The 19,737-nt window shown below is 67.0% G+C and carries 20 protein-coding genes; 3 read left to right on the forward strand and 17 right to left on the reverse strand.

The window, feature by feature from the left end:
* Positions 1-9: 9 nt before the first annotated feature.
* Complete coding sequence (locus ACIBH2_RS08000) at positions 10-1,020, forward strand: Gfo/Idh/MocA family oxidoreductase (protein ID WP_397114686.1); 1,011 nt, start codon at positions 10-12, stop codon at positions 1,018-1,020.
* Positions 1,021-1,056: 36 nt separating this feature from the next.
* Here the strand turns inward: ACIBH2_RS08000 and ACIBH2_RS08005 are convergent, their stop codons facing one another.
* The 4 genes from ACIBH2_RS08005 to ACIBH2_RS08020 form a co-directional block, all read right to left on the reverse strand.
* Positions 1,057-1,650 carry a DUF5134 domain-containing protein gene (locus tag ACIBH2_RS08005; RefSeq protein WP_397114688.1) on the reverse strand — a complete coding sequence of 198 codons (594 nt, stop codon included), beginning with the start codon at positions 1,648-1,650 and terminating at the stop codon, positions 1,057-1,059.
* A gap of 296 nt (positions 1,651-1,946) precedes the next feature.
* Positions 1,947-3,371 (reverse strand): DUF222 domain-containing protein, encoded by a 1,425-nt coding sequence (locus ACIBH2_RS08010; protein ID WP_397114690.1) that lies wholly within the window; start codon positions 3,369-3,371, stop codon positions 1,947-1,949.
* 208 nt (positions 3,372-3,579) lie between these two features.
* Positions 3,580-5,301 carry a hypothetical protein gene (locus ACIBH2_RS08015; RefSeq protein WP_397114692.1) on the reverse strand — a complete coding sequence of 574 codons (1,722 nt, stop codon included), beginning with the start codon at positions 5,299-5,301 and terminating at the stop codon, positions 3,580-3,582.
* 110 nt (positions 5,302-5,411) lie between these two features.
* Positions 5,412-6,470, reverse strand: coding sequence for an AAA family ATPase (locus ACIBH2_RS08020; RefSeq protein WP_397114694.1), 1,059 nt, complete (start codon positions 6,468-6,470; stop codon positions 5,412-5,414).
* Between the two features lie 102 nt (positions 6,471-6,572).
* On the opposite strand from ACIBH2_RS08020, the gene ACIBH2_RS08025 reads away from it, so the two are divergent.
* A complete protein-coding gene (locus tag ACIBH2_RS08025; RefSeq protein ID WP_397114696.1) occupies positions 6,573-7,124 on the forward strand; it encodes a hypothetical protein in 552 nt (183 codons plus the stop codon).
* On the opposite strand, the gene alc is transcribed toward ACIBH2_RS08025, so the two are convergent.
* The 12 genes from alc to ACIBH2_RS08085 form a co-directional block, all read right to left on the reverse strand.
* Positions 7,115-8,152, reverse strand: coding sequence for an allantoicase (gene alc / locus ACIBH2_RS08030; RefSeq protein WP_397114698.1), 1,038 nt, complete (start codon positions 8,150-8,152; stop codon positions 7,115-7,117). The two genes, ACIBH2_RS08025 and alc, sit on opposite strands and share 10 nt — an antisense overlap.
* 8 nt (positions 8,153-8,160) lie before the next feature.
* Positions 8,161-9,318 carry a glycerate kinase gene (locus ACIBH2_RS08035; RefSeq protein ID WP_397114700.1) on the reverse strand — a complete coding sequence of 386 codons (1,158 nt, stop codon included), beginning with the start codon at positions 9,316-9,318 and terminating at the stop codon, positions 8,161-8,163.
* A gap of 17 nt (positions 9,319-9,335) precedes the next feature.
* On the reverse strand, positions 9,336-11,135 hold the full coding sequence (gene gcl, locus ACIBH2_RS08040; RefSeq protein ID WP_397114702.1) for a glyoxylate carboligase: 1,800 nt from the start codon (positions 11,133-11,135) through the stop codon (positions 9,336-9,338).
* A gap of 1 nt (position 11,136) precedes the next feature.
* Positions 11,137-12,012 carry an NAD(P)-dependent oxidoreductase gene (locus ACIBH2_RS08045; protein WP_397114704.1) on the reverse strand — a complete coding sequence of 292 codons (876 nt, stop codon included), beginning with the start codon at positions 12,010-12,012 and terminating at the stop codon, positions 11,137-11,139.
* The gene (locus tag ACIBH2_RS08050) at positions 12,009-12,806 is read right to left on the reverse strand and encodes a hydroxypyruvate isomerase family protein (protein ID WP_397114706.1); all 798 of its coding nucleotides are present in this window, start codon (positions 12,804-12,806) and stop codon (positions 12,009-12,011) included. The genes ACIBH2_RS08045 and ACIBH2_RS08050 overlap by 4 nt, the downstream gene beginning before the upstream one ends.
* The gene (locus ACIBH2_RS08055) at positions 12,803-13,183 is read right to left on the reverse strand and encodes a gamma-glutamylcyclotransferase (RefSeq protein ID WP_397114708.1); all 381 of its coding nucleotides are present in this window, start codon (positions 13,181-13,183) and stop codon (positions 12,803-12,805) included. The genes ACIBH2_RS08050 and ACIBH2_RS08055 overlap by 4 nt, the downstream gene beginning before the upstream one ends.
* Positions 13,184-13,314: 131 nt before the next feature.
* Entirely contained in the window at positions 13,315-14,721 is a 1,407-nt protein-coding gene (locus ACIBH2_RS08060; protein ID WP_397114710.1) for a nucleobase:cation symporter-2 family protein, read from the reverse strand.
* A 10-nt stretch (positions 14,722-14,731) separates the two neighbouring features.
* Complete coding sequence (pucL, locus tag ACIBH2_RS08065) at positions 14,732-15,637, reverse strand: factor-independent urate hydroxylase (RefSeq protein ID WP_397114712.1); 906 nt, start codon at positions 15,635-15,637, stop codon at positions 14,732-14,734.
* A 5-nt stretch (positions 15,638-15,642) separates the two neighbouring features.
* Complete coding sequence (uraH, locus tag ACIBH2_RS08070) at positions 15,643-15,981, reverse strand: hydroxyisourate hydrolase (RefSeq protein ID WP_397114714.1); 339 nt, start codon at positions 15,979-15,981, stop codon at positions 15,643-15,645.
* Positions 15,978-16,478 (reverse strand): 2-oxo-4-hydroxy-4-carboxy-5-ureidoimidazoline decarboxylase, encoded by a 501-nt coding sequence (gene uraD / locus ACIBH2_RS08075; protein ID WP_397114716.1) that lies wholly within the window; start codon positions 16,476-16,478, stop codon positions 15,978-15,980. The genes uraH and uraD overlap by 4 nt, the downstream gene beginning before the upstream one ends.
* A gap of 190 nt (positions 16,479-16,668) precedes the next feature.
* Entirely contained in the window at positions 16,669-17,058 is a 390-nt protein-coding gene (locus ACIBH2_RS08080) for a helix-turn-helix domain-containing protein (RefSeq protein ID WP_397114718.1), read from the reverse strand.
* Complete coding sequence (locus ACIBH2_RS08085) at positions 17,051-17,293, reverse strand: thiamine-binding protein (RefSeq protein WP_397114720.1); 243 nt, start codon at positions 17,291-17,293, stop codon at positions 17,051-17,053. The genes ACIBH2_RS08080 and ACIBH2_RS08085 overlap by 8 nt, the downstream gene beginning before the upstream one ends.
* 79 nt (positions 17,294-17,372) lie before the next feature.
* Between ACIBH2_RS08085 and ACIBH2_RS08090 the strand changes: the two genes are divergently transcribed.
* Positions 17,373-18,137 carry an IclR family transcriptional regulator gene (locus ACIBH2_RS08090; protein ID WP_397114722.1) on the forward strand — a complete coding sequence of 255 codons (765 nt, stop codon included), beginning with the start codon at positions 17,373-17,375 and terminating at the stop codon, positions 18,135-18,137.
* 76 nt (positions 18,138-18,213) lie between these two features.
* On the opposite strand, the gene ACIBH2_RS08095 is transcribed toward ACIBH2_RS08090, so the two are convergent.
* The gene (locus ACIBH2_RS08095) at positions 18,214-19,653 is read right to left on the reverse strand and encodes an NCS2 family permease (protein ID WP_397114724.1); all 1,440 of its coding nucleotides are present in this window, start codon (positions 19,651-19,653) and stop codon (positions 18,214-18,216) included.
* Positions 19,654-19,737: the final 84 nt, after the last annotated feature.

Consider the following 19,737-nt stretch of genomic DNA (forward strand, 5'->3'; position numbering starts at 1 on the left):
AGGAGAACCATGACACCCATTCGAGTGGGACTGGCCGGAACCGGCCGCATCGGCACGTCGCACGCCGAAACCCTGAAGGCGCTGCCCGGCGTCGAATCGGTGGTGGTCGCCGACGCCGACTCCGAGCGGGCCCGGGAGGCGGCGCGCAAACTCGGGGTCGAGTTCGTTCCCGATATCGAGAGCCTGCTGGCCGCCGATATCGCGGGGCTGGTCATCACCACGGCCACCGACTCGCATCCGGAGTTGATTCGCGCCGCGGTGGATCGGGGGCTTCCGGCGTTCTGCGAGAAGCCCATCGCCGCCGATATCGCCGGAACGCTGGCGGTGATCGAGCATCTGACGGGTTCGCCGGTGCCGGTGCAGATCGGATTCCAACGCCGCTTCGACGCCGGATACCGTGCCGCGCGCAATGCCGTCACCTCCGGCGATCTCGGCTGGTTGCACACTTTGCGCGCCACCACCCTCGACCCGAGTCCCCCACCGGCCGAATACATTCCACGCTCGGGAGGTCTGTTCCGGGATTGCGGCGTGCACGATTTCGACATCATCCGGTGGGTGACCGGGCGGGAAGTGACCGAGGTGTACGCGATCGGCGCGAACCGCGGCGACCGATTCTTCGCCGACGCCGGTGACGTGGACACCGCGGCCGTGGTGCTGCGGCTCGACGACGGCGCATTGGCGACCGTCTCCCTGACCCGATACAACGGCGCGGGCTACGACGTGCGGCTGGAGCTGCTCGGGTCGACCGGCAATGCCATCGTCGGCCTCGACGATCGCGCGCCCCTGCATTCGGTGGAACCGGGCTACCCGGCCTCGCCGCTCGCCGCGTACCCCGGATTCATGGACCGATTCCGCCGCGCGTACACCGAGGAGCTGGCGGCCTTCGTGGACGTGGTCAACGGCGCCCTCGACAATCCGTGCCCGCCCAGCGAGGCCCTGGAGGCCTTCTACATCGCCGAGGCCTGCGAACTGTCCCGCTGCGAGCAGCGCCCGGTCACCATGACCGAGATCAGACGCTGATGCCCGGCCGCACCCGAGACCTCGACCTGGGCTGACTCAACCCGCCACGGCCGCGACGAGCATGTAGGCCGTGCCGAGATCCATCACCACATGCGGCACGACCGCGACGGTTCCGATCCCGCCCACGGGGTGCGGAAAGATATGCCGCACGGCCCTTCTCGCTGGCGGGAGGGCCATCGCTATCGCGTCGATCGCGAAGAGCGCGGCAAGGATGAGCGTGGGTCCGGTCGCGGGGCCGCCGCTGTGCGAGTGGTCGCCGGTGTGGCCGCTCATGGCATACAACATGGCCGCGGCGGCCAGCACGTGATAGGCGAACGCGGTGACGCCCTCGCCTGGAACGGTGGCGTGTTCGGGGTTGCGCCACTGGAGGATTCGGCCGATCAGGAGCAGCGCGTAGACCGTCGTCATGGCGGTGAGGACGCTCGTGATGGCTCTGCCGTCCACTCCTGCGGGGAAGACCAGCATGGACAGCATGACCAGGCACATCATGAGGTGTGCGGCGTCCGATTGTTGGTCGGCTCGGAGGGGTTTGTGGGCGGCTAGGCGGGTTGCGACGATGGTGGAGGCCAGGATGAAGGCTGTGATTGCCAGCCAGCGTAGGGCGTGGTGTTGCTCTACGAATTGGGTCATGTGGCCGCCTTTGCTTCGGGTGGGGCGACTTGGTTCCTCCATGCTCGCACTTGGGGTGGGGTCTTGGAGGGTGCTTGGTGTATGTGCGGTTTTGGAGCGTGGCCAATAGGGTGCTTCGTTGGCTACTGGGTGGCTTGTATAAGAGTTAAAGATTCAGTGTGGTTGCGTCGGGTGACTTTCCTGACTTGAGCTAACGCGACTTGGGAGCCTCGACCTCGGCTTCCAGCCTTTGGGACTGCACTAATGCTGTTTTAGAGAAACAAGATTCAAGAACAAGAACGAGTCACTCGCCGGGATCATTGGCCGGTGTGCGGGGCACGCCGCTTCGCCACATAGCGGGCTTCGCCGTGGTGGGCTCGGTTCACTCGCCACCGCCGTGCGGGGTCGATGTGGGCAGGGGCGCGCCACGCCACGCGGCCCGGGAACTCCGAATCCTCGCCGAGGACTTGGGTTTCCCATCCGGCATCGGTGCCGGTGATCAACCCATGGCAGCGGTCGCATGCCAGGGTGAGATTCTCGATATCGGTCGGGCCGCGCTGCGCGTAGCCGAGGACATGATGCATTTGGCACATCGTCGCGGGGGCGTCGCAGCGCGGGCGGGTGCAGCCGCGTTCGATCGCGGTGCGTGCCAAGCGTTGCCACCGATTGCCGAGACGGGGGCCGACTCCGAGGTGCAGAGGCATGCTGCGGCGGTGGTCGAAGATCATCAAGACCGGGTGTGCGCCTTGGGCCATGCGCAGCGCCTCACCCAGCGGGACGCTGCCACCGGTGGCGGTCGTCGCGTACCCGGCGGCGTTCTCGACGTCCTGCACGCTCATGGTCAGCACCACTTGGACCGGGATGCCGCGATGCACACCGAGATTCTCCGGGCCACCCGCGCGCAGGAACGCCTCGAACGCGTCGTGATTGCGCTGCGCGGCCGTGCGTGTATCACGCGCGGCAGCCGCCTTCACGACGTCGGGATCGACGGGACCGGTAGTGGCGGACGGGCTTTCGGGATCGGCCGGGTTGCACATGCCGGGGCGTGCCCACTTGGCAAGCATCACGTCCATCAACGCCCGCAGTGCCGGTGTGAGGGTCATGGTGCCATCGGACATGCCATCGACGCCTTGGCTGGTGAGGGTGATGGCGCGACGGCGCTGCCGGTCGGCGTCGCTGGTGAGTTTCCCGTCGGGATCGAGATGGGCGAGGATCGCCTCACCGAGCCTGCGCATCCCGTGCGGGGTCACCTCGCGCGCGTGCGCGGCGAGTTCCTGTTCGGCCAGCTCGCGGTCCGCGGCCGCGACGCTGGCGGGTACGCGGTTCATCGTCGCGATGATCGTGCGCACATGATCCGGAGAGATCGCGCCCGCGGCTTGCGCTTCGGCGGTGTGCGGCAACAACGGCTCGTGCCGTGCCCCGCTCGCACCCAGAAACGGCACCAGGTTCTCGGTGGCTTGAATACGCCGCCACGCCTCGGCCTTCGACAGATTCAGGGTCTCCACGAGATACTTGTGCAAAGCGGAACGCCCCGGCACGCGCGGCAGGCCACGATCCGACGCCCCCATGACCAGGCGGTGACCAAAGTAGGCGAGTTTCCGCATCGCTGTTTCGATCCGCAACATCGATTCGACGAACTCGTCGTCCGACAGCGGAATCAACGACGACTCCGCCAAATCGTCGACCACGGCGACGAAGGAATCGACCGCGTCGTGTGCTCGCTGTACCCCGCCCCGTATCATGCATGAATTCTATCGCGAAATTGGTTGCGACAGACCGGCTTTTGTCCGGTTATGGAATTCTCAAAAGTCTGTTTTCGTTTATTTCTTGTTTCCCTAAAACAGCATTAGTGCAGTCCCAATCGCTGGAAGCCGAAGGCGAGGCTCCCAAGTCGCGTTAGCTCAAGTCAGGAAAGGCAGGCGACGCAACCACACTTCATGCTTTTAATCTTTACCGCATCCGAAACACAGGCCCCTGCGGCCGAAACGGCAGCCCTCGCCCCGCCGGAACAAGATAAGCATGCTCCCTCCGAACCCGCACAACATCACACTCCCCATCGGTAACAATCAATATCGGCCCATCCACCGGAAAATCATCCGCCTTCTCCAACAACCGAATCCCCGGCTGCAACACAGTCCCCCCACGCCCCCGAACCCGAACCCTCCCCGCAATCTGCTCCACCGGCAGATACCCGGCATCATGCGCCACCGCATCACAGAACACCACCCGCGCATAAGGCACATCCCGAGCAAGAGCGTAGGAAGCGATGGCCCCCAACCCCTTTCCCATCAACTCCTTGGACATCGACCCCGACGTATCGAGCACCACCCCGAACGTCGGCAACCGCACCTGCTCATCCGGCCGCACCCACGCGGGACGCGGAATGTCCGGCGTCGAAGCCTGCCGACGAGAAGCGCGAGCATAACTACGCCGCTTCTCCACCGCCGGAACGAATTCGTCGAACCATTCCGCCAACTGCGCATCCCACGGCAGCGGCGGCTGATCGAGGGCTCGGATTTCCTCTTCCAGTCCGGCGGGCAGCAGTCCCCGCCCGGAAGACACGTGGTACGCCAGTCCGGTTGACAGCGCATTGCGGTAGTACTCGTCCAGGTCCATATACCGGCCAGGATTGTGGTTGTGCGGTATGGGCTCTCCGAAGATGTCGCCCTTGCCTTTTCCGCGCAGGGTCGCGATCTTGCGGAGGCGACGCATATCTCCGGCGATGCGGTCGTAGACCTGTTCTGCCGACCAGCCTTTCAGCTCCGGATCGTAGAGGAGCCCTTCCGGCATCTCCCCGACTCCCATTTCTATGAGCCAGCCGTTGATGACGTAATCGGCCGCGACATTGAACAGGTAGTGGTCACGCCACCCCGCGCGCTCCCCGTGTCGCAGTGCGGCGTGGAGCATTTCGTGCGCGAGAACGAATTTCCACTCCTCGCTGCCGAGTCGGGCGTACGGATTGATGTAGATCTCGGCGGCTTCGGCGTTCACGGCGGCGATCGAAATGTCCCAGCCGCGCGCGATATCGGGGTCGGCGACGATGGTCATCCCGGCCGCCAACGCACCCAGCAGGGGGTAGGAGGACACGAACCAGTTCAGGGCTCGGTCCCACACCCGCATGTCGGTGCGCTTGCCCGCGGTGACATCTTTCCCGGCCTCGTCCAACGCGTCGCGGGCGGCCGCCGCGATACCGGCGGCGAAAGCGGCTGGCAGGTTGGAGTCTCGTGCCGTTTCGGCCGTGCTGATGAAGAAGTCGGGGAATTCGCCCTGTTGGTAGGCCTCCGGCACACCGTCGGACAGCCAGCGCTCGGTGAGGGCGTGTTCGTCGGACCCGCCCGGCGGCGGTGGCAGGTCCAGCGGCGGGCTGCCGATCTTGAGTGTCAGCAGGTACTTGTCCACGAAGGCACAGCATGCCGCGCGATACGCCGCGTGCGGATAGTGCGGCGTGATGAGCCCTCCGGTGTCGAAGATGTTGTCCTGCACCGTTCTTGGCGGCGCCGCACTCGGATCGAGGTGGCCGAACCCGGCGTGCAGCAGACAATGCGCGAAGACCCACGCCCACTCCTGCGCCGACGCCCGAACCTTCGGGTTGTAGGTCACGTAGCGGTCCGAGACGAAGGCCCACAGACCCGGCGGCAGTCGGTCGTTGCCTTCCAACAGCACGGGCCGCACACCGCGGAAGATCGGATGTCCGCTCGCCTGCCCCCATCCGGACTGGACGGCTTGTTGCCACGGGTCCGTCTGGTTCCGGCGCTTCCTGCGCGTCGATCGATGCGTCATCCTCACCGCCGAGCGGCGAGGCGCGGCAGATCGCGGGTGACCTCCACCAACCACCACGAGGGCAGCAGCGGCGCGCCCTCGTCGTCGGCGGCTATCACCAGCTGCGCGCACTCGACCGAGATCTCCGCCAACTCCGCGAGCATCGTCTTCGCCCGCAGGGCAAAGCGTTTCACGCCACCGGACGCGTGCTCCTTGCTCACCGGCAGCTCCTTGAGCAGCCGCGCTCGGAATGTCTCCGACAGGAAGTACAGCAGGTCGCGCTCGGCGGGATCGCGCGGCCACGACGCGTCGCCCTTGATCACCGCCTCCAGGTCGTAGGCGTGCCGAACGGTTTTCACGTACGCGCGGAACGCCGAGGCGTGCGCGGGCGTCAGGGTTCCCGACGCCAGAATCCACAGCATCTCGTCGGCGACGTCCTCACCGTAGGAGTGCAACGCGTCGGAGAGCATGTGCCAGCCGCGCGGCGTGGAGAACGGCTGTTCGGTCTTCGGCGGTTGCGACCACAGGTGATCCGGGCGCTGCATGATGTACTCCACCACCCACGGGTGAATCCCGTTGTGCGCGGCCCACTTCAGCCAGTCGTCCACATCGGCGCGCAGATGCAGGTGCACCATGCGGTTGACCAACGCCGAGGCCATCGGACGCGCCAGCGCATTGTCGGTCGCGCGGTTTCCGGCACCGATCACCACCGACCCGGCGGGCAGTTCGTACGCCCCGATGCGTCGATCCAGAATCAGCGAGTAGAACGACTTCTGCACCTCGGCGGGCGCGGCATTCAGCTCGTCCAGGAACAGGCAATACGGTTCGGGCCGCGCGATCATCTCCGGCGGCGCGAATCGGCTGCGGTCGTCGACGATCTGCGGAACCCCGATGAGATCCTCCGGCGCGAGCTGCGTCCCCAACAGCGTGACGCACTCCAGCCCCAGCGATTCCGCGAAAGCCCTTACCAGCGAGCTTTTTCCAATACCGGGAGCCCCCCACAGGAACACCGGACGCACCACCGCGACGTGCAGCAGCAACTCCGGCAACTGATCCGGGGTCACCGTCACTGTCGCTTCCAAGCATGGTCCTTTCGTCCGTTGTACGGACTTCCAGGCTAGAAGCGTCGGCGTGTACCGGCCAGCGAATTTCGGTGTCGCGATATCGGGTGGATAATCCCGTACATGACGACGGGGCGGCCCTTGCCGCGCGATTGGGGTTGGCGCGTCCTACACAGCCTGTGGGTACTGCCCAGTCTGCTCTGCTTCGGGTTCACCACGTGGATGGGGTTTCTGTACATCGGAATTCGCACGCGGCACCGAGTCTGGCTGATGAGCGCGTTCGCGCATTTCGCGGGGGCCGTGCTGCTGATCACGCTGATCATCGTGTCCGGACCCACCAAGAGCGAGATCGACAGCGGCGCGGCACAACGCACCGCGACACAGGAGATGTTCAACAACTTCGGTGCGGCGTGTCTGTTCGTCCTGTGGTTGGCCGGAGTGGTGCATTCGCTGATCGTGCTGCCGCAGTTCTGGCGTGCGCTCGACCAGCGACAGGCCCCGCCCCCGATGGCCCCCTACCCCGGGCAGCCCGCTCCGACCTGGCCGCCGGGTCACACCGGACCGAAACCGTGGCCCAATTCCGACTACACCCCTGCGCCCCAACCGATTACACCGGTTCCGCCGTCGGCCCCGACCGTGCACTGGCCCGACGGCGGAACCAACCCTCACCGCTGACGGCCGCCGAACCAGCGGTCGGTGACCGCCTGCGTCCCCGTGGGGGTGAGCGTCCCCAGGAGCCGAAGTCGGGCGATACCGCCATCGGGGTAGATGTCGAGGCGGATGTGGGTGGTGGCGCGTTTCGCCGTGGCGCTCAACCGAATTCGGTGCGGTGTGTCCGGCTGCACCGAGGTCCGGGAGAGCACCTCGAACCACGCCGGATCCTCCGGCGATGGCAGCGGCTCCTCGCCCGCATGGTCGATGCCGAGCACCCGCACCTCGCCCGGGGAGTTGTACAGCAGGTTCGTGGTGTCGATTTCGACCAACTCCGGAATGCCCTGTGCCGCTAGCCGAATGATCGCCCAGTCGTTGCCGTCGTCGCGACGGCGCGCGGTCTCCCAACCTTCGGCCTGATTGCGGGCCAGGCCGGGGGCGAGCATATTGTCGGCCGCCGAGTAGAACAGGTCCGAACAGGCCAGCGCCCGGGCACCGTTCTCCAGCGCGGCCAGGTCGACGGTGAGCCCGGTGAGCAGGTCCGGATCCGGCACCACCTCGCCGTGCACGCGCAGGCGGGCCACCCCGCCGTCGGGGTGGATGTTGAGCCGCACGTGGGTGAAGATGCGCTCGTCGGAGACCGGGAACTCGTGTTTGGTGTCGCCGCTGAGCGCGGTGCGGGGCACGATCTCGACCCACTCGGCCGTCGAATTCAACTGCGCCGCCGAGGGATACCCGGAGAACCGGCAGGCCTCCACCGAGGCGTAGGGCGGGTAGTTGCCCTTGAACCAGGCGGTGTCGATGACCACGCCGCGCACGATGCCGGGCATCCCCAGCCGGATCACCGCCCAATCGTGGCCGGGGCTGCGACGGCGGCGAGTCTCCCACCCGTCGTACTCCTGACCCTTCGGACCGAACGTCTCCGCCGAGAAGCGCGGCTCCCAGGGCTGGATGAGGTTCTCGCGCTCCTCGAAGGATTCGTCACTGGCGGCGACGACACCGGCGCGATAGCTGCGCAGCGCCAGGTCCGGAAGGCTGGTGAAGTCCGACATGCGTTCTCCTACTGATTGTTTCGAATGAGCGACGACCCCAGGTGGGCATCGGCGATCCGCGCGCAGAGCTGCTCCAGCAACGCACCGCCCTGGGCCATACAGACCTCCGGATCCGGCTCGATATCGGTCAGCGCGTAAGCGTCCTCGAAACCGAAGCGGCGCAAGACGTCTCGGGTCAACTGCCGCTGTCCGGCCACCGCCACGACAGGCACTTCGGCGCGGGCGGCCGCCCGCGCCACCCCCATCGGGGCCTTGCCGTGCAGGGTCTGCCGGTCGAGGGACCCCTCACCGGTGATCACCAGCCGCGCGCCCGCGAGCAGCGCGTCGAAATCCAGTTCCTCGAGCATGATCTCGATGCCGGGGCGAATGGTCGCGGACAGGACGGCGAGGGCCGTGAAACCCACGCCGCCCGCCGCGCCCGCACCCGGGCGATCCGCCGCGTCGACGCCAATCTCGCGACGGACGATTTCGGCCAGCCGAGCCAGACCGGCCTTCAGCTGGGCGACTTCATTCGGGCCCGCACCCTTCTGCGGCCCGTAGACCTCCGCGGCACCGCGCTCACCGAGCAGCGGATTGTCCACATCGGAGGCGACGACCACCGGAATCCGGAGCATCTCGTCGGTCTCGATGCGGGCCAGGCGCAGCAGCCCGACCCCGCCCGGCGGAATGGGCCGCCCGTCCTCGTCGAGCAGTCGTGCGCCGAGGGCGGTGAGCATGCCTGCCCCGCCGTCGGTGCACGCGCTGCCGCCCAGCCCGAGCACGATGCGCTTGGCTCCGCGCATGGCCGCGGTGCGCATGAGTTCGCCGGTGCCCGCGCTGGTGGCGGTGAGAGCGGTGGTGGCATCGGGCCGGTCGGGAAGCCGCCGCAGCCCGGAGGCCTCGGCGAGCTCCACCACGGCCGTCTCGCCCCTCATCGCGAACGAGGCGGCCACTGATTCTCCGACCGGCCCGGTCACGCCCGTCTGCAGACGCGCGAATCCGGCCGCCACCATGGCGTCCACAGTGCCGTCACCGCCGTCGGCCACCGGCGCGGTCACGACCGGGGTGTCCGGGCGTGCGCGCCGGAGCCCGGCCGCGATGTGCGCGGCGACCTCGGGGGCGGTGAGCGACCCCTTGAACTTGTCGGGGGCCACCAGGACGTGGCCCTCCTGCCATCCCTTCCTCACCCCACCGCGCGGTTGAATCACACTGCGCTCCCGCTCGATTCGTACTCCAGGGCGGCGATGGAGGTCGGCGCGTCGTCGACCGAGGCGGCCAGCTCCTCGAATTCGTTGATGTTGTCGATCTCTAGGCCCATGGACACATTGGTGACGCGTTCGAGGATGACCTCGACCAGCACCGGCACCCGGTGTTCGGCCATGAGCTTCTTGGCCGATTCGAGCGCGTCGCCGATACGGTCGGGCTCGGTCACCCGAATCGCCTTGCAGCCCAAGCCCTCCGCCACCTTCAGGTGGTCGACACCGTAGCCGCCGACCTCGGGGCTGTTGATGTTGTCGAAGGACAGCTGCACGTAGTAGTCCATGTCGAACTGGCGCTGCGCCTGGCGGATCAGGCCCAGATACGAGTTGTTCACGACCACGTGGATGTAGGGGATGTTGAACTGCGCGCCGACCGCCAATTCCTCGATGAGGAACTGGAAGTCGTAATCGCCCGAGAGCGCGACCACGGTCTCGTCCGGCACCGCGGTGGCCACGCCGAGCGCGGCGGGCAGCGTCCAGCCCAGCGGCCCGGCCTGTCCGGCGTTGATCCAGTGCCGAGGCTTGTACACGTGCAGCAGCTGCGCCGCCTGGATCTGCGACAGGCCGATGGTGGTGACGTAGCGGACGTCGTTGCCGAAGGCCCGGTTCATCTCCTGGTACACCCGCTGCGGCTTGATCGGCACCGAGTCGAAGTGCGTCTTGCGCAACAGGGTTCGCTTGCGCTCGCGCACCTGCGCCGCCCAGCCGGAGCGGTCGGGCAGCCGACCGTCGCGGGCCATGTCCAGGGCCACCTCGAGGAACACCCGCAGTGCCGCACCGGCATCGGAGACGATCCCGAAGTCGGGTGCGAACACCCGACCGATCTGGGTCGGCTCGATGTCGACGTGCACGAAAGTGCGTCCCTTGGTGTAGGTTTCGACGCCGCCGGTGTGCCGGTTGGCCCACCGGTTGCCGATACCCAGCACGAAATCCGACTCCAGCAGCGTCGCGTTGCCGTAGCGGTGCGAGGTCTGCAGGCCGACCATGCCCGCGTGCAGTGGGTGATCGTCGGCGATGGTGCCCCAACCCATGAGCGTCGGCACCACGGGAATGCCGGTCAGCTCGGCAAATTCGACGAGCAGCTCCGCCGCGTCGGCGTTCACGATGCCGCCGCCCGCCACGATGAGCGGCCGCTCGGCGGCGGCGAGCATGGTGAGCGCCTTCTCCGCCTGCGCCCGGGTGGCGGCGGGACGGTGCACGACCGACGGCTCGTAGGTGTCGATATCGAATTCGATCTCGGCGAGCTGCACGTCGATCGGCAGATCGATGAGCACCGGGCCGGGACGCCCGGAGCGCATGAGCTCGAACGCCTTCTGGAAGCTGCCCGGCACCTGCGCGGGCTCGAGCACCGTCACCGCCCACTTGGCGACCGGCGCGGCGATCGAGGAGATGTCGACCGCCTGGAAATCCTCCTTGTGCAGCTTCGCCACCGGGGCCTGCCCGGTGATGCACAGGATCGGAATGGAATCCGCACTGGCCGAATACAATCCGGTGATCATATCGGTGCCCGCCGGACCCGAGGTGCCGACGCAGATACCGATATTGCCGGGCTGGGCGCGGGTGTAGCCCTCGGCCATGTGCGAGGCGGCTTCGACATGGCGCGCGAGCACGTGCCGGATGCCGCCGTGGGCGCGCATGGCGCTGTAGAAGGGGTTGATGGCGGCTCCGGGCAGACCGAAAGCCTGTGTCGCCCCTTCTTTTTCGAGGATCAGGACGGCCGCGTCGACGGTCCGCATGCGTGGCATATCAGTCTGCTCGCTTTCCAGCCAGCGCCTCGGCGACCAGCAACAGTGCGGAGTGGTCCAGCGAACCGTGGCCCATGGCGCGGGCGGCGGCGATGTGCTGGGCGACCAGCCCGCCGAACGGAATCGGCAGCTCGGCCTGGCGGGCGGCCGCCAGGATGATGCCCATGTCCTTGTGGTGCAGGTCGATACGGAAGCCGGGCTTGAAGTTGCGCTCCAGCATGGACTTGCGCTTGCGCTCCAGAATGGTGCTGCCCGCCAGGCCACCGGCGAGGGCGTCCAGACCGGCGACGGCGTTCGCGCCCAGGTTCTCCATGAGCAGGATGGCCTCGGCCACCAGGGCGTAGGTGCCGCCCACCACGAGCTGGTTGGCGGCCTTCACGACCTGGCCCGCGCCATTGGGACCGACCAGGGTGAAGGATTTGCCGACCGCCTCGAAAATGGGCTTGGCGGCGTCGAAGTCGGCTTCGGAGCCGCCGACCATGATCGACAGCACGCCCTCGATCGCCCCGGGCTCACCGCCGCTGACGGGGGCGTCGAGCACCCGCAGGCCCTTCTTGGCGCCCTCGGTGTGGGTCCACTCCGCGGTGCGCGGGGTGATGGTGGAGAAGTCGATGTACAGCGTGCCCGACGCGGCGTGCTCGAGCACCTCGGTGAAGACCGCCTCCACATGCTCGTCCTGCGGCAGCATGGTGATGACGATGTCCTTGTCGCGCACCGTCTCGGCGATATCGCCGCCACCGGTCGCGCCCAGGGTGGTGAGCCGGTCCACCGACTCGGGATTGAGGTCGTAGACGGTGACCTCGTGTCCGGCCTTCACCAGATGACCGGCCATCGGGCCACCCATGATGCCCAGTCCAACGAAACCGATCTTGCTCACTTGATCCACTCCCAATCCAGTTCGGGGTCTTTGTATTCCAGGCCGATCCAGCCGTCGTAACCGCTCGCGTCGAGCGCGGCGAACAGCTCCTCGAAGTTCAGGACTCCGGTGCCCGGTCGGCCGCGGCCGGGGCTGTCGGCGATCTGCACGTGCCCGATGTAGCGGGCCCAGGTGTCGATGACGGCGGTGAGGTTCTCACCCATGCGGGCGAGGTGGTAGAGGTCGCACAGGAACCGCACATTGGGTTCGCGGACCTGCTCGATGATCCGTACCGCGTGTTCGGCGGAGACGATCGGATACGCCTGCGACTCATAGGAATTCAGTGCTTCGAGCAGGACGGTCGCACCGATCTTCCGCGCGGCGCGGGCGGCGAGGCCGAGGTTCTCCAGCGCCAGCGCGTCCTGCTTCTCCGGGTCGGCGCCCGGAATCCGGTTGCCGTACAGGGCATTGAGCGCCTTGCAGCCGGTGCGCTCGGCGATTCCCACCGCGACATCGATATTGTCGCGGAATCGGTGCTCCTCGCCGGGTACCGAGACCAGTCCGCGTCCGGCCGGAATGAGGTCGATGAAATTCAGGCCGACCAATTCCACTCCGGCATCGGCGATAGCGCCGACAAAGGCGTCGACCTCTTTGTCACCGGGGGTGGGATTCTCGCCGAAAGGCCACCAGAATTCCACACCGTCGAATCCCGCCGCCTTGGCCGCCGCGGGCCGTTCCAACAATGGCAGATCGGTGAAGAGAATCGAGCAGTTGACGTCGTATTTCCGGAGTCCTCCCCCGGCTGTGTACTTCATCGTTGTCCTTCGCGATAGGTCGTCCAGCTGCCGTATTCGGTGATGTCGATCAGCTGGGGGTAGGAGACGGGCGGGCGGCGCAGCACCATGGAGAACACCGACCGGCCGTCCTCGAGCTCGATGACGCCGAGCTCCAACTCCGGTGGCTCGGCCGGGAGCAGGCTGGTCCGCAATACCTCTTCGGGCACGTCGAACAGCTCACCGGCGATGGTCGCGCCGCCGTCGGGGACGGGGTGCAGGCCCGGGAAACGATCGCCGACCGAATAGAACCGGTACTGCGGTGTCGTCTTCACCTCGCCCGCGAACGGCGCACCCGCGAGCAGATGGTTGAGCGGTCCGCCGCGCATGGCTCCGCCGTTCAGGAAAATGAGAGGCATCGAAAATTCCTTCCTCCCCCGATAGCGGAAAGTATGTCGGGGGTCACACGTTCGGCGATAGCGCCGATCAGCACCAAACATTCGCGGCGAACGGGTTTCGTTTTCGTAGATTCGTCCAGCGGGGCGGGTGATCAGTCGCGAATGTCGTCGTCGAGTCGGTCGCCGAGTCCATCGCTGGCATCGTCCGCGGCGGCGAAGACCGATGCGCCGGAGCGATTGCCGATGGTGATCTCGTTGAACACCAGGTTGAGCAGAATCGCGACAATTGCGGTGGCGCTGATTCCGGAGTGCATGATGGTGCCGAGCCATTCCGGGAAGGCATCCCAGAAGGTCGGTGCGGCAATGGGAATCAGGCCCGCGGCGAGCGCCACGGCCACGATCACCATATTGAGGTTGTCGTGGTACTGCACTCGCGCCAGCGTCCGAATCCCGCTCGCCGCAACGGTTCCGAACAGCACCACGCCCGCGCCGCCGAGTACCGGATAGGGAATACCGGCGACCACCGCGCCGAACACCGGGACCAAACCCAGGAGCAGTAGCACCAATCCACCGGTGGCCACCACGAAGCGGCTCTTGATGCCGGTGAGCGCGACCAGCCCGATGTTCTGCGCGAAGGCGCTGCACGGGAACGATCCGAACAGCGGCGCGATGGCCGAGGAGGCCATATCGGCGCGCAGGCCGTCGGCGACCCGGCCGGTGTCGATATCGCTGCCGATGACCTCGCCGATGGTGATGATGTCGGCGACGGTCTCGGTCATGATCACCAACATGACGATGGTCATGGAGACGATCGCGCCGATCTCGAAGGTGGGTGAGCCGAAGGGCAGGATGGACGGCAGCGCGAACAGCTTCGTCTCCCCCACCGCGGAGAAGTCGGCCTTCCCCACGACCGCCGCGACGACGGTGCCGACAACGAGTCCGATCAGGATGGACAGTCGCGAGATCGCGCCCTGGAACACGCGGCTGATCACCAGGATCACCAACAGTGTGAGCCCCGCCAGGCCGATATTGCCCATCGACCCGTACCCCTCGGCCTTCGGATCGTTGCCCAGCGCCCATTTGAACGCCACCGGCATGAGCGACAGGCCGATCACCGTGATGATGGTGCCGGTGACCACCGCCGGGAACAGCCGCACCAGTTTGGCGAAGAACGACGAGAGCACCAGGCCGATGAGTCCGGCCACGATGATCGCGCCGTACACCGAGCGCAACCCGTCGGACTGCGCGATCGTCACCATGGTGGAGACCGTGGCGAACGAAATACCTTGCACGATGGGCAATCTGGAGCCGACCGGCCCGATGCCGAGAGTCTGCAGCATGGTCGCCGCACCGGACACGAACAGGCCCGCGGTGACCAGCAGCGCCATATCGGTGGCCGAGAGTCCGGCCGCGCCGCCCACGATGAGCGGTGGCGCGATGACGCCGCCGTACATGGTCAGAATGTGCTGGAGCCCGTAGGCGAGGGTCTTCCCGGCCGGGTACCGCTCGTCCTCGGGACCCGGATTACGCTGCCTGCCTTGAAGTTTCGCACGTAACACGGACTTCTCCTCAACAAAATCCGGGAACGCCGAGCCAGGCGTCGCCCGCCGGGGTCGCGTCGTCACGGTGCACGCTGGCCTCGATGAGGCCGTAGGGCCGGTCGGCGGCGATGAACACCTCGCCGGGGTTGTCGACGTGGAAGGGGCTCAGGTCGACCAGGAAGTGATGTTTGTTCGGGGCGGAGAACTTGATCTCGGCGACCTCGCGGTACTGCTCGAGCACCGCGCGGCCCATGCTGTAGAGCGTCTGCTGCAGGGCCAGCGAGTGCACCACGGCGAACTGCCGCAGCAGGGTGGCGCGAATGGCGGCATAGGACTTGTCCCAGTCCACATCGGTGCGGTCGTAGCGCCACCGGGCGACCAGCGAGGTCGCCATGATGCGGTCCTTGGTGGGCTGCAGGGTCGTGTACTTGTCCTCGAAGAAGCCGGAGAACTCCGAACCGGTGGACTTGAACAGCACCAGATCCTTGATGCCGGAGACCACATGGGTGCGCCGGTCCGCGCCGTAGCCGTCCATATTGATCACCGTGGTGCGCACGCCGCCCCCGGCCTGGACGAACGAATGATCGTGGCCCTCACCGTCGACCGGAATCCGATCCCAGGCGTACTCCTCGATGGCGACCCGCGCGCCGTCCGCCCCGGGGCAGCGCGAGATGAAATGGTCGGCCAGGGTCAGGCCGAACTCCTCGATCGCGCCGATGCCCTTCTCCTTGGCGAAGGCGAAGGCGGTGTTCTTCTGGGTGTCGGTGGGCAGCACGTCGCGCTGATCGCCGGTGATGTGGGCGTCCTCGAACCGGCCGCGCAGCGCCGAGGAGACATTGAGATCGCGGATGGTGTGCCGGTCGGTGTCGCGATAGACCCGCACCACCCGACTCTCGGCCTTCCCGTACTGATTCTGTCCGAGCTGGATGGCCATGATGACTAACTCCCTCGATAGGCGGAACAGCCGAATGGGCTGAGCAGCAGCGGCACGTGGTGGTGCGCGTTGCCGGTGGGTGTGAAGCTGATGTCCACGGCGGACAGGAAGTAGCGCTGCCCGGTCGCGGCCGCGTAGGCGGCGACTTCGAAAACGAGCCGGTAGCGCCCGGATTCGAGGCGATCGGGGCCGAGTTCGCGAATGCGGCCGTCGGCGTCGGTGACCGCCTCGGCCAGCACGACCGGTGTCGCGGCGGGCTCGCCGAGCCACTCCAGCCGCACCGGGACCCCGGCGGCGGGCTGGCCGAGCGCGGTGTCGAGGACGTGGGTGGTGAGGGCGCTCATGCGTCCACCACCACCTTGCGCAGGCGCAGCAGCGCGATCTTGCGCAGCTCCATGGCGACCACGGCCGCCTCGGTCTGCTCGTCGTTGCCGAGCCGCAGCAGCAGCGCCGCCAGCACCTCCCGGCTCGACAGGCCGGTCGCGCAGATCAGGAACACGCGACCGAATCGCTTCTCGTAGAGGCGATTCGCCGAGTGCAGCGCCGCGGCGGTCTCCACATCGTCGGCGATGGCGGACTGCTCCGCCCGCGACCACGCCGCGCCCCGACTCGCTCCGGCCGCCCGCTCGCCGATGCGCGGATGCGCCGCCAGGGCCTGCTCGATCGCCTCGGGGGTGAGCGCGCCCGCCAGCCGGTCGGCGGTGGCGAACAGGCTCTCGAGATCCGGGTAGGGCCGCGAATTCAGCAGGGCGTCCACCCATTCGGGCGCATCACAGCAGTCGAGCAAGGCGGGCCGGAGCCAGCCGGTCTCCATCCTGTTGAACTCTTCGACAGTGACCATAAACTGCACTTTCTCGCATTGCGGAAGTAATATTCCGTGTATCGAAATAGTGGCACGGGTCACGCCGTGGCGTCAACAGTTTGTTGAATTTCGTTGAGGGACAGTCTGCGCGATGGACGGCGAACCGCCGGTGAAACGACGAATCCCGCTGCACGGCAGCGGGATTCGGAGAGGGTCGAGCGGCTGAGGGTCAGGAACGCGTGCGGTTGAGGTAGTTGTAGACGGTGAAGCGCGTGACGCCGAGCGCCTCGGCCACCTTCTCGGCCGATTTGCGGTAGCTGAACGCCCCGCGCTCCTCGAGCAATCGGACCGCGCGCTGCTTGTCGGCGCGCGGCAAAGCGTCCAGCGCACCGCCGAATTCGGCGGCCACCTCGCTCAGCAGACGGTCGATGCCCAGATCCGGTTCGACCTCCGTCCCGGGCAACCGGACCGCGGCCAGCGTCGCGCCCTCCCACACCAGCGGGACATCCTCGGGCGAACACTCCCCCGGCGGCACCAGCCGCGCACCCACCCGCTCCAACAGCGGCGCGAGGGTCACCAGCACCGGATGTCCGACATCCAGCGGCGTGCGTTCAGTCATCGTCGCGCTCTACCTGCAAGGTCACCCGCGACGCACCGTGCGCGAAGGCCGCGGCCAGCACTTCCTGCAGCGCGGGCAGCAGCGCCGCCTCGGTCCCCGACACCGAGGTGCCCAGCGGGCCGAAATCACAGACGAGACCGGCCTTTTCGAGCACCTTCATGGTCTCGGTGGCATGCGGGGGCGGGGCGCCCTCGCCGTGGAAGGGTTCGGTGGTGAATTCCGCGCGCAGCCGCATGGGGCTCAGGCTACCGTCCGGAGTTTCCGCGACGCACCGGTAAACTTCCGCCATACGGAAACTTCGACAAGGTGGGTCAGTGACAGCGGCGAGCACAACCAATGGACGGTCCGGCGGCGTCCAGTCCGTGGAACGAGCCTTCGGAATTCTGGAGACCATGGCCGACCACGGCGGCATGATGGGGCTGTCGCAGCTGGCCGAGGCATCCGGGCTGCCGCTACCCACCATTCACCGACTGGTGCGCACACTTGTCGATCTGGGTTATCTGCATCAGGATCCCTCGCGGCAATACGTCTTGGGGCCCAAGCTCATCAAGCTGGGCGAGAGCTCGGCGCGCATGCTCAGCACCCAGGCGCGCCCGCATCTGGCGCGGCTGGTGGACGAACTGGGCGAATCGGCGAATATGGCCATGCTGGACGGGGATCGGATCGTCTACGTCGCCCAGGTGCCCTCGCGCCACTCCATGCGCATGTTCACCGAGGTGGGGCGGCGGGTGCTGCCGCACTGCACGGCGGTGGGCAAGGCGATTCTGGCCGATATGCCGCCCGAGCGGGTGCGGGAGCTGTTGCAGCGCACCGGAATGCAGCGCTACACCGACCACACCATCACCGACCCTCGGGAATTCACCCGACAGCTGGAACTCACCGCCGCGGCCGGGTACGCGATCGACGAGGGCGAGCAGGAGGTGGGGGTGCGCTGCGTCGCGGTGGCGGTGCCCGAAGCTCCGGCGCGACTTGCCATTTCGGTGTCGGGACCGGCGGGCCGCATGACCGATGAGCTGATCGAGCGGGCGGTGCCGCTGCTCACGCGGGTGGGCACGGCGCTCTCGGCCGACCTGCGCTGAACGCGAACGCACCGCCCGCGCTCGAGGGAGTCCGGCAACTCGACCTCGAGTGCGAGCGGTGTCTCGCCGCGGCGTCCTAGCCGCCGAGTACCAATTCGATGGCGGAGATACCGAAGTACGCCGCGAAGATGGCACTCACCACCCAGACCAGTCCGTGAATCTCACCGAACTTGCCGCGGGCGGCCTTCACGACCACGTACGCGATCAGACCCGCGCCCACGCCATTGGTGATGGAGTAGGTGAAGGGCATGAGCACGATGGTCACGAAGGCGGGAATGGCGACCTCGACATCGCTCCAGTCGATCTTGCGCGCCTGGGTCATCATGAGCGCGCCGACCAGGACCAGCGCGGGCGCGGCGGCCTGCATGGGCACCACGGCCGCGAGCGGGGTGAAGAAGATCGCCGCGCAGAACAGGCCACCGGTGACCACGCTCGTGAGTCCGGTACGAGCGCCCTCACCGACGCCCGTCGCGGATTCCACGTACACCGTGCTGCCCGCGCCGCCGCTGGCCCCGCCGATGATCTGGGCGACACCGTCGACGGTCAGGATCTTGCCGAAGCCGGGCATGGTGCCCTTCTCGTCGAGCAGTCCGGCCTCGTCGCAGACCCCGAAGACCGTGCCCATGGCGTCGAAGAAGCCCGTCAGCACCAGGGTGAACAGCACCACGCTGGCGGTCAGCGCACCGGCCTTCGCGAAGCCGCCGAACAGGTCCATATTGAACATCAGACCGAAATCCGGTGCGGCGAACAGGGATTCGGGCGCTTCGGGAACGACCGTGCCCCACGCCTTGGGATCGATGGTGGCGATGGCGTTGATGATGATGGCCACCACCGTCGCGATGGCGATGCTGATCAGGATCGCGCCGGGCACCTTGCGGGCGTAGAGCCCGAGCATGAGCACCAATCCGAGCCCGAAAACGACCACGGGCCAACCGGTCAGGTGGCCGTCGGTGCCGAGGGTGACCGGAGGTCCACCCGCCGCGCCGTGGCCGACCACGCCGGAGGAGACCAGACCGATCATGGCGATGAACATGCCGATGCCGACACCGATGGCGTTCTTGAGCGCCAAGGGAATCGCGTTGATGATCAGGGTGCGCAGGCCGGTCGCGGCCAGGACCACGATCACCGCGCCCATGAGCACCACCAGGCCCATGGCCTGCGCCCAGGTCATGTGCGGAGCCGCCTGATAGGCGACCACCGGCACCAGACCGAGACCGGCGGCCAGGGCGAGCGGGACATTGCCCACCAGACCCATGAGGATCGTGGACAGCCCGGCCGCGAGCGCGGTGGCGGTGGTGAGTTGGGCGATGTCGAGCTTGTCGCCGTTGATATCGGTCACACCGCCGAGAATCAGCGGGACCAGCAGGATAACGTAGGCCATCGCCACGAAAGTGGTGATGCCGCCACGGATTTCACGCGATACCGTGGTCTTGCGCGCACTGAGCTTGAAGAAGCGGTCCAGTGGCGAGGATCGTCCGACAGTCGTTGTCGCGGACGGATCTTGGATCTGGGTCATGGCTGCCCTCCTCGGGGCGTAGCCGACCAGCGCTCCGACCTGGTTGGTCGGATCGCGGATTCGGTTGCAGGTTGTGGGGTCCCT

This window comes from Nocardia sp. NPDC050406, assembly GCF_044459025.1.
Lineage (GTDB): Bacteria > Actinomycetota > Actinomycetes > Mycobacteriales > Mycobacteriaceae > Nocardia.

What these genes read in the sequence shown, in the direction of transcription:
- ACIBH2_RS08005 (WP_397114688.1), bottom strand. Translation starts at nt 1,650, where the DNA reads ATGACCCAATTCGTAGAGCAACACCACGCCCTACGCTGGCTGGCAATC.
- uraH (WP_397114714.1), bottom strand. Translation starts at nt 15,981, where the DNA reads ATGAGCGCCCTCACCACCCACGTCCTCGACACCGCGCTCGGCCAGCCC.
- ACIBH2_RS08000 (WP_397114686.1), top strand. Translation starts at nt 10, where the DNA reads ATGACACCCATTCGAGTGGGACTGGCCGGAACCGGCCGCATCGGCACG.
- pucL (WP_397114712.1), bottom strand. Translation starts at nt 15,637, where the DNA reads ATGGCCATCCAGCTCGGACAGAATCAGTACGGGAAGGCCGAGAGTCGG.
- ACIBH2_RS08085 (WP_397114720.1), bottom strand. Translation starts at nt 17,293, where the DNA reads ATGCGGCTGCGCGCGGAATTCACCACCGAACCCTTCCACGGCGAGGGC.
- ACIBH2_RS08095 (WP_397114724.1), bottom strand. Translation starts at nt 19,653, where the DNA reads ATGACCCAGATCCAAGATCCGTCCGCGACAACGACTGTCGGACGATCC.
- ACIBH2_RS08010 (WP_397114690.1), bottom strand. Translation starts at nt 3,371, where the DNA reads ATGATACGGGGCGGGGTACAGCGAGCACACGACGCGGTCGATTCCTTC.
- gcl (WP_397114702.1), bottom strand. Translation starts at nt 11,135, where the DNA reads ATGCCACGCATGCGGACCGTCGACGCGGCCGTCCTGATCCTCGAAAAA.
- alc (WP_397114698.1), bottom strand. Translation starts at nt 8,152, where the DNA reads ATGTCGGACTTCACCAGCCTTCCGGACCTGGCGCTGCGCAGCTATCGC.
- uraD (WP_397114716.1), bottom strand. Translation starts at nt 16,478, where the DNA reads ATGGTCACTGTCGAAGAGTTCAACAGGATGGAGACCGGCTGGCTCCGG.
- ACIBH2_RS08080 (WP_397114718.1), bottom strand. Translation starts at nt 17,058, where the DNA reads ATGACTGAACGCACGCCGCTGGATGTCGGACATCCGGTGCTGGTGACC.
- ACIBH2_RS08050 (WP_397114706.1), bottom strand. Translation starts at nt 12,806, where the DNA reads ATGAAGTACACAGCCGGGGGAGGACTCCGGAAATACGACGTCAACTGC.
- ACIBH2_RS08025 (WP_397114696.1), top strand. Translation starts at nt 6,573, where the DNA reads ATGACGACGGGGCGGCCCTTGCCGCGCGATTGGGGTTGGCGCGTCCTA.
- ACIBH2_RS08055 (WP_397114708.1), bottom strand. Translation starts at nt 13,183, where the DNA reads ATGCCTCTCATTTTCCTGAACGGCGGAGCCATGCGCGGCGGACCGCTC.